This window comes from Vulcanococcus sp. (assembly GCF_044369115.1).
Taxonomy (GTDB): Bacteria; Cyanobacteriota; Cyanobacteriia; order PCC-6307; family Cyanobiaceae; genus Vulcanococcus.
The window spans coordinates 1-6,897 of record NZ_JBIPMN010000149.1 but is presented as its reverse complement, the minus strand read 5'-3'; the positions used below and the strand labels follow the sequence as shown (position 1 = coordinate 6,897).

5 protein-coding genes, 1 tRNA gene, 1 other RNA gene and 1 pseudogene are annotated in these 6,897 nt (G+C 64.6%); 3 read left to right on the top strand and 5 right to left on the bottom strand.

The genetic code is table 11. The features are described from left to right. An RNA gene (gene rnpB / locus ACIQ2E_RS11230) (RNase P RNA component class A) lies at positions 1-224 on the bottom strand; the annotation flags it as partial. A gap of 34 nt (positions 225-258) precedes the next feature. Here rnpB and ACIQ2E_RS11225 point away from each other — a divergent pair. After that, positions 259-332 (top strand) — tRNA-Arg (locus ACIQ2E_RS11225). A gap of 32 nt (positions 333-364) precedes the next feature. Here ACIQ2E_RS11225 and ACIQ2E_RS11220 read toward each other — a convergent pair. Then, a complete protein-coding gene (locus ACIQ2E_RS11220; RefSeq protein ID WP_398330367.1) occupies positions 365-1,537 on the bottom strand; it encodes a Fic family protein in 1,173 nt (390 codons plus the stop codon). Between the two features lie 162 nt (positions 1,538-1,699). Here ACIQ2E_RS11220 and ACIQ2E_RS11215 point away from each other — a divergent pair, with 162 nt between their 5' ends. Next, positions 1,700-2,017: a hypothetical protein gene (locus tag ACIQ2E_RS11215; protein WP_398330364.1), complete on the top strand. Its 318-nt coding sequence runs from the start codon at positions 1,700-1,702 to the stop codon at positions 2,015-2,017. Positions 2,018-2,053: 36 nt separating this feature from the next. Then, positions 2,054-2,503 carry a hypothetical protein gene (locus ACIQ2E_RS11210; protein WP_398330361.1) on the top strand — a complete coding sequence of 150 codons (450 nt, stop codon included), beginning with the start codon at positions 2,054-2,056 and terminating at the stop codon, positions 2,501-2,503. Here the strand turns inward: ACIQ2E_RS11210 and ACIQ2E_RS11205 are convergent. The 3 genes and pseudogenes from ACIQ2E_RS11205 to ACIQ2E_RS11195 all read right to left on the bottom strand — a co-directional run. Next, positions 2,442-3,497: an acetate/propionate family kinase gene (locus tag ACIQ2E_RS11205; protein ID WP_398330358.1), complete on the bottom strand. Its 1,056-nt coding sequence runs from the start codon at positions 3,495-3,497 to the stop codon at positions 2,442-2,444. The genes ACIQ2E_RS11210 and ACIQ2E_RS11205 overlap by 62 nt on opposite strands. Positions 3,498-3,503: 6 nt before the next feature. Continuing rightward, entirely contained in the window at positions 3,504-6,029 is a 2,526-nt protein-coding gene (locus ACIQ2E_RS11200) for a glycogen/starch/alpha-glucan phosphorylase (RefSeq protein WP_398330355.1), read from the bottom strand. Continuing rightward, positions 6,029-6,897 (bottom strand): annotated as a pseudogene (locus tag ACIQ2E_RS11195) (phosphoketolase); the annotation flags it as partial. The pseudogene ACIQ2E_RS11195 and the gene ACIQ2E_RS11200, both read right to left, overlap by 1 nt.

The window sequence follows — 6,897 nt, the reverse complement described above, 5'->3', positions numbered from 1 at the left end:
TCCCAGCCGGGGTTTACCGAGCCAGCACCTCTCGATGCTGCTGGTGCGCTCTTACCGCACCTTTGCACCCTTGCCTGATCCCCGAAGGGCCATCGGCGGTGTGTTTCTGTGGCACTCTCCTCACGGTCACCCGCACTGGGCGTTACCCAGCAAGCCTGGCCATTGGGGAGCCCGGACTTTCCTCAACCGACGCGGGCGCCGGTCGCGATCACCTCGCCTGCTTTCACAGCCCATAATGCCGATGCGGGTTTTCCGCATGGGGCTGTAGCTCAGCCGGATAGAGCGACGGTTTCCTAAACCGTAGGTCGTGGGTTCGAGTCCCGCCAGCCCCGTCTTTGACAGGCCCGCTCTTGGACGGGGGGCTTCACAGGGGTTCGGCGCCTTCGCTGAGAATCGCCAGATAGGCGTCGTAGGTAAAGAGGCGGTTGCGCTGCCCGCCGGTGATCTCCCTTGCAATGCGCAGGGCCACCAGGCTCTCCAGGGCTTTGGCTGTGGTGGGAAAGCTCAAGCCGCAAACGGTGCTGAGCTGTTTGATGCTGTTGAGGGGCCGCCGGCACAGGGCGGCAAACACCTGGCGGACGCTGGGTCCTGAACGCCCCAGGCCGCTCAGGCGCGCCTCATCAGCGCGGAACAACTCCAGCAGCCGGTGTGCGGTGGTGACGGCAGCTGTCGCCGTGCTCTCGACGCCTTCGAGGAAGAAATCGATCCAGGCTTCCCAGTCGCCGTCGTCGCGAATCCCATTGAGCAAGTCGTAGTAGCGGCTGCGGTGCTGCTTGAAGAACAGGCTCAGATAGAGCAGCGGCTGCTGCAGCACCCCGGCATCGATCAACATCAGCACGATCAGTAGCCTGCCCAAGCGACCGTTCCCGTCCAGAAACGGGTGGATCGTCTCGAACTGCACGTGGGCCAGGGCGGCTCGCACCAGCACCGGCAGGGAGTGGGTCCCATCCGGTGTGCCATGGATGAAGTGCTCCAGCTGGCCCATGCACATGTCCACCAGCCCTGGCGGTGGCGGCACGAAGCTTGCGTTGCCTGGTCGGGTGCCGCCGATCCAGTTCTGACTGCGGCGGAACTCCCCGGGCAGGCGATCGGCCCCACGGCCCCTGGCCAACAATCGGGCGTGCATCTCACGCAGCAGGCGGGAGGAGAGCGGAAAGCCCTCCCGCAGTCGCGCCAAGCCGTGCTCCAGCCCCGCCACGTAACTCGACACCTCCACCACGTCATCGAAGGGGACGCCGGGAGCCTCCTCCAGCTCAAACAGCAGCAGATCGGAGAGCGAGGATTGGGTGCCCTCGATCTGGGAGGACAGCAGGGCCTCTCGCCGCACATAGGCATAGAGGAAGAGCTCGCGATCCGGCAGCAGAGCTGACACCCCATCCAGGCGGCCGCAGGCCAGCAGGGCCCGGTCGTGCAGTGCCTGCAGGGCTCCCTCGAGCTGCACAGGCGGCTCCGGCGGCAACGGGGCCGGCACGAAAGCGCGCACCTCCTCGCCAGCGGTGCTGCTGAACTCGTAGTGGCCGGCGCTTTCGCGCTTCATGGCTCTGTGGCGCGAACCTTGAATAGACTCGCACCTTATTCAAAGATGATCGCTGATCCTTGAATAAGGTTTGGCCGGGTTGGTGACGGTATCCAGTACTACAGGTAGCGGGATGGCGAATTCAACCACTGCCGCTAGCGTGGTGTGAGTCGCCACGAGCCCATGGCACAGCTGCATGATCTCCGGCTGAGGCTGTTGGTGCAACAGGAGAGTGAGCAGATCGTTGAGAACCTGCCCGATGGCTTGGATCTCTCAGTGATTCAGGCTCGCTGCCTCTGCTGGCTGGCGCTGCTGGCGGAAGCCCATGAAGACAGCGCCAATGAGGCAGTGGTCGATGGCGATACCGATCAGGCCATGGCTTGGTTTGCCGATTCGATGCGTCTGCGGGATGTGATTCAGGTGGTGAGCTCGATTGAGATCCCCATCCCTGGCGCTAGCGACGATCCCGATCTCAGCGGCGACGATCTCCGCGCCGCTTGATGCCATGATGGGCTGTGAAACGCCAAGGGGACTGCGGTGCCGGAAGAGCCCTGCCAATGCCCTGACTGCCAGCGCTTCTACCGGGAGCACGACCGTCTCATCCGCGAGAACCCCACCCTGCGGCAGCAGCAGGAGTTGAGCTGGGCCGCGTTGCAATCATTCCGCACCCTGGCGGGTCGCGCCCTCGAGGAGCTCCAGAAAACCCACGGCGACACCGATGCGGCCTTGGCTCCTGCTGTGGCCGGTTCTCCAGCAGAGGCCGGTGAGAACGATGCGATGCAACAGGCCATCGCCGATCTTGAGAACATCAACGCCCATCTGTTCTCGATCGAGGCTCTGATGGAGCGCATCTTTGATGTGCGCGTGCCGGATGCCGTGGAGCAAAAGTTCCGCGAACTGGCCGGCGAGTTGGCCCCCGATCCCCTCAATGCCGATCGTCTGCGGCTGAATCGCCTCCTGCACCAAACGCCGGATCTGCCCGGCTGATCAAACGGGCGATCATGCCCTCCTCGTCCGCTGCGATCCGTTTCCACTCAACCGGGCCCAGCCAAGCCATCGCGATTCTCAGTTCTTCGAGGAGTGAGGTGTCATTGGCGCCGATGCCGCCGCTGAGTGCGATCTGATCCACGCCACCCAGGCTGGCGGCCATCGCCCCGATCTCACGCTGCAGCCGATGCAGGAATACGCCCAGCGCGAGCTGGGCGCCGCTGTGGCCTTCTGCCGCTGCAGAGCGCAGGTCGCGCCAATCACTGCTGAGGCCGGAGAGACCCAACAGGCCGCTTTGGCGATTCAGCCCTTGCTCAAGCTCATCGACGCTCAGGCCCAGGCGCTGCAGATGCAGCAGTAGGCCGGGATCCACGCTGCCGCTGCGGCTGGCCATCACCAGCCCCTCCAGGGGTGTGAACCCCATGGTGGTGTCGATGCTGCGGCCATCCCGCACCGCCGCCAGGGAACAGCCCGCCCCGAGGTGGGCACTGATCAACCGATGGCAGGGTGCGGCTTCTGCCACGTGCTGGTGGTTGAGTCCATGAAAGCCATAGCGTCGGCATCCCAGCTGCCGCCAGCTGGCTGGCAGGGCATAGGTGCTCGCCTCGGGCGGCAGGCTGGCATGAAAGGCTGTGTCGAAACAGGCCCACTGGGGCAGGGTTGGCCGGAGCTGCTGCAGCCAGCGGACCGCCTCGAGGGCCGGCGGGTTGTGCAACGGCGCCAGGGCCGACACGCTGTGCAGCTGCTCCAGCGCCGCTGCGGTGATCCGCGTGGGGATGATGAACAACGCACCCCCATGCACCAAGCGATGCCCGGCGGCCTTGATTTGGGGCCACCACCGCTCGAGTTGGGGTGCCAGCCAAGCGCTGAGTTGATCCTGCAGGGCACCCTGGCGCTCGGTTTCCGCGCGCCAGAGTTCTGTTGAGCTGGTTGCCGTGGCTTGCAGAACCGCAGCCTTCAGGCTGGAGCTGCCCACGTTCAGCACCAGCAACATGGGGCGTTAGGCGTCGAGGTTGCAGGTGATCGTCACCGGGAAGCTCTCGGCTTTCCAGATGCGCTGGGCGTACTCCCGAATCGAGCGATCCGAGGAGAAGAAGCCGGTGCGAGCGCTGTTGAGCAGCGACATGCGATTCCAGGCGCTTCGATCGCTCCAGGCCTGGCTCACCTGCTGCTGCACCCGCAGGTAGTCAGCGAAATCCGCCAGCACGAAGAAGGGATCGCGGCCGGTGAGGTTCTCCAGCAGCGGCCGGAACAGATCACCGTCGCCGTTGCTGAAGTGGCCCTGCTCCACCAGCTTGAGCACCTCGCCCAGCTCCGGTTGCTCCGCAATCAGCTCCCAGGGGCGATAGCCCTCGGCGTGGAGGCCGGCCACCTCGGTTTCGGTCATACCGAACAGGAAGAAGTTGTCGGCTCCCACCTGCTCGCGGATCTCCACGTTGGCGCCATCGAGGGTGCCGATGGTGAGCGCACCATTCATCGCAAACTTCATGTTGCCGGTGCCCGAGGCCTCCAGGCCGGCGGTGGAGATCTGCTCAGAGAGATCTGAGGCCGGATACACCCGTTCGCCCAGCTTCACGTTGTAATCCGGCAGGAATACCACCCGCAGGCGGCCATCCATATCCGGATCGGCGTTCACCGTTTCGGCAATGCCGTTGAGGAAGCGGATGATCAGCTTGGCCAGGTAGTACCCCGGGGCGGCCTTGCCGCCGAAAATCACCGTGCGCGGCGCCAGGCCATCGGCCTGGCCGTTCTTGATGCGCAGGTATTGGGCGATCACCTGCAGAGCGTTGAGGTGTTGGCGCTTGTATTCATGGATTCGCTTCACCTGCACGTCGAACAGCGACGAGGGATCCACCAACAGCCCGCTCTGGCGGTGGATGTAGTTGGCCAGATGGCGCTTGCTGGCCAGCTTGGTTTGCTCCCAGCGCTCGAGGAAGCCGGGATCATCCACAAAGCGCTCCAGTTGGCGAAGCTGATCGAGATCGGCCACCCAGCCTTCGCCGATGCTTTCCGCCAGCAGTTGGCGCAGCGCTGGGTTGGCGAGGGCCACCCAGCGCCGCGGCGTGACGCCGTTGGTGACGTTGGTGAACTTCTCAGGCCAGAGGGCGGCGAATTCCGGCAGCAGCTTGGTGCGCACCAGTTCGCTGTGCAGCGCTGCCACGCCGTTCACGTGGTGGGAGGCCACGGTGGCGAGGTTGGCCATGCGCACGGCCTTGCTGCCCTCCTCATCGATGATCGACACCTTGCGCAGCAGCGCTTCGTTGCCCGGATACTTCAGGCGCACCGTTTGCAGGAAGCGGCGGTTGATCTCGTAGATCAGCTCCAGATGGCGGGGCAGCAGCGAGCCGAATAGCGGCAGGCCCCACTTCTCCAGGGCTTCCGGCAACAGGGTGTGGTTCGTGTAAGCCAGCGAGCGGCAGGTGATGTCCCAGGCCTGATCCCACTCCAGGTGTTTGTCATCGATCAGCAGCCGCATCAGTTCGGCCACGGCAATCGCTGGGTGGGTGTCGTTGAGTTGCACCGCCCAGTGATCGGGGAACTCCTGCACCGGGATGCCGCGCTGGTCCAGGCTGCGCAGCATGTCCTGTAACGAACAGCTCACGAAGAAGTGCTGCTGCTTCAGGCGCAGGCGGCGGCCTTCATCGGTGCCGTCGTTGGGATACAGCACCTTGGAGAGGGTTTCGCTGCCCACCTTCTCCTCCACGGCGCCGTAGTAGTCGCCGATGTTGAAGGCGTAAAAGTCAAAGCTCTCGCTGGCATCGGCGCGCCACAGGCGCAGCCGGTCGCAGGTGTTGACCCGGTAGCCGAGCACCGGCACATCGTGGGGCACCCCGATCGCGTGCTCCTCCGGGATCCAGCGCACGCGGTAGTGGCCGCGCTCATCTTTGTAGCTCTCCGTGCGGCCGCCGAAGCCCACGAAGCAGGCCTGATCGGGATGGGGGATCTCCCAAGGCCAGCCGCCCTTCAGCCATTTATCGGTGATCTCCACCTGCCAACCGTCGCGGATCAGCTGATCGAAGATCCCGAACTCGTAGCGGATGCCGTAGCCCGTGGCCGGGATCTCGAGGCTGGCCAGCGATTCCATGAAGCAGGCCGCCAGGCGCCCCAGGCCGCCATTGCCCAGGCCGGGTTCCTCCTCCACTTCGAGGATCTCGTCGAGGCGTTCGATGCCGAAGCGCCGGAGGGCTTCTTCCGCGGCGTCCTGGATGCCGAGCATCAGCAGGTTGTTGCCCAGCTGCGGGCCGATCAGGAATTCGGCCGACAGATAAGCCACCACGCGGGTGGGGGTGGCGCTGATCGCTTCGATGCCCGCCAGATAGCGGGTCATCAGCCGGTCGCGCACGGCGTGGCTCAGGGCCAGGTAGAGATCGTGGCGGCTGGCGGTGGGGGCGAGTTTGCCGAGCGTGTAAAAGAGGTGCTCGGCCATGCCGTCGAACACGTCATCGGCCGTCAGGCCACTGCGATCCGGATCGGCGTAGCAACCGGGTGTGGGCAGTTGCAGGCGGCTGGGGGCTTGTTCGTGCATCAGTTCACCTCGCTGCTGGTGGCGGCGGTCCACTGCCAGTCGGTGATGGCGGGGGCGTCCATGCCGTGTTCATGGGCATAGGCGCGGTTGGCCAGGATCGCCTCCTTCATCTGCTCCTTCACGTGAGCGGCGCGCGACCCTAACCCCGGAACCCGGTCGATCACATCGATCACCAGGTTGAAGCGATCGATCTGGTTGTTCATCGCCAGTTCCAGTGGGGTGTTGATGTTGCCTTGCTCCTTGTAGCCACGCACATGGAAGTTGACGTGGTTGGTGCGGCGATAGGTGAGGCGGTGGATGAGCCAGGGGTAGCCGTGGAAGTTGAAGATCACGGGGCGATCGGTGGTGAACAGGCTGTCGAAATCGCGATCGCTCAGGCCGTGGGGGTGCTCGCTCGGTTGGGTGAGTGCGAACAGCTTCACCACATTCAGCACGCGGATCTTGAGGCTGGGGATCTCGCGGCGCAGGATCTGCACGGCCGCCAGGGTTTCCTTGGTGGGGATATCGCCGGCGCAGGCCATCACCACATCCGGTTCATCCGGCTCATGGCCGATGTGATCGTTGCTGGCCCAGCTCCACAGGCCGATGCCTTTGGCCACATGGGCGCGGGCCTGCTCGAGCGACAGGTATTGCAGGTGCTTTTGCTTGTCGCTCACGATGATGTTGCACACATTCGGCTCCACCAGCGCCTGCTCCGCCACCGCCAGCAGCGAATTGGCATCGGCGGGGAGGTAAACGCGCACCACCTCACCGCTCTTGTTGCCGGCCAGGTCGATGAAGCCGGGGTCTTGATGGGTGAAGCCGTTGTGGTCCTGCCGCCACACCGTGGAGGAGATCAGGCAGGTCCAGGGGCCGATCGGGGCGCGCC

Coding starts and splice junctions, on each gene's coding strand:
- ACIQ2E_RS11200 (WP_398330355.1), bottom strand. CDS start 6,029: ATGCACGAACAAGCCCCCAGCCGCCTGCAACTGCCCACACCCGGTTGC.
- ACIQ2E_RS11205 (WP_398330358.1), bottom strand. CDS start 3,497: ATGTTGCTGGTGCTGAACGTGGGCAGCTCCAGCCTGAAGGCTGCGGTT.
- ACIQ2E_RS11220 (WP_398330367.1), bottom strand. CDS start 1,537: ATGAAGCGCGAAAGCGCCGGCCACTACGAGTTCAGCAGCACCGCTGGC.
- ACIQ2E_RS11215 (WP_398330364.1), top strand. CDS start 1,700: ATGGCACAGCTGCATGATCTCCGGCTGAGGCTGTTGGTGCAACAGGAG.